The sequence below is a fragment of the Roseomonas rosulenta genome, assembly GCF_016106005.1.
In the GTDB taxonomy this organism is placed as follows: Bacteria; Pseudomonadota; Alphaproteobacteria; order Acetobacterales; family Acetobacteraceae; genus Neoroseomonas; species Neoroseomonas rosulenta.
On the sequence record NZ_JACADR010000556.1, the window covers coordinates 1 to 1,188 of the forward strand.

General features: G+C 76.3%; 1 protein-coding gene. It reads right to left on the reverse strand.

Features of this window, described 5'->3' with window-relative positions; translation table 11 throughout:
• The coding region (locus tag HW578_RS26815; protein WP_198373742.1) for a hypothetical protein at positions 1-1,188 on the reverse strand (1,188 nt) is incomplete at both ends.

The following is a 1,188-nucleotide window of genomic DNA, read 5'->3' on the forward strand; positions in this document are numbered from 1 at the left end:
CAGCCGCGCCATCTCGCCCGGCGTGAAGCCTGGCGGCCGCGCGAGGAAGCGCGCCACCGCCGCGCGCGCCGCGGCGAAGCGGTGCGCCGGGTCCGCCTCGGCATCGTAGCCGTGGTCCACCATGTCGCGCAGCATGTCGAAGCCCAGCCCCTCCAGCGCCGCCACCACGCCGGCATTGCCGAATACCACGAAGGGCAGCCCGGTCGCGATCGCCTTCAGCGTCTTCTCGGTCCAGCGCAGCAGGCCGGGGCCGGACATCTCGGTCTCGGTCACGATGAACAGCTCGGCGGCCGCCACCTCCGCGGCGGGCAGGCTGTAGACGCGCTCGATCGGGTGGGCGAAGCCGTCGATGTCGCTGCCATGGTGCAGGCCCGAGGCGAGCAGCCGCGCCACCGCCGCGCGCGCACCATCGGGGTCGGCTGGGTCGAGCTCCGCCGCGCCGTCCAGCAGCCGCTGCGCGGCGGTGCGCCCATGCGTCTCGCGTGTCACCGAGAAGGACAGGAAGCCCGGCTCGGCGCGCCCGAGCAGCCAGGCCACCAGCAGCGCGCGGTGCGGCCGCCGGTTGTAGTTCAGGCAGACCCAGCGATGCCGGCGCGCCCCGTCATGTTCGATCGCGAAGCCGAAGCCCCAGCCGATCCGCGGCCGCCCGGTCATGAGCCGCGCCCAGAGCGCCGCCGCGTGCGCATGCGCCACCACCACGCGCACCGGCGCCTCGCCCCGCGCCGCGCAGGCGGCCTCGTAGGCCGGTGCCAGCAGCCGGTTCTGCTGCGCCCAGACCACGCGCCGCGGCGGGATGCCCGCTGCCCCCAGCGCCGCATGCAGCGAATCGACATGCCGCGGGATCAGCGCCCGGCCTTCCTGCGCGCAGTCGATCACCACCAGCCCATGCCCGGCGCGGATCTCCGCGAGCGTCTCCTCCGGCGCGGCCAGCAGCCCCGCCGCCGAGCCCGCGTCGCCGAAGGCCGCGAGCGGCGCGAAGGGCACAAGGATCGGCACGCGCCGCGCCGCCTGCGGCGGTGGCGGCAGCCGCTCCATCAGCTGCCGGGCGTGGTTCCAGAGCGCGCCGATTCTCTGGCCCTGCGGCACCTCCAGTCGGTAGTGGGCGAGCGCCGCGGCCTGGCGCCGCAACGCCGCCTCCGCGGCGGCGGGCAGGCCGGCGGCGGGCGCCGATGCAGCGGGGTGAGCCAT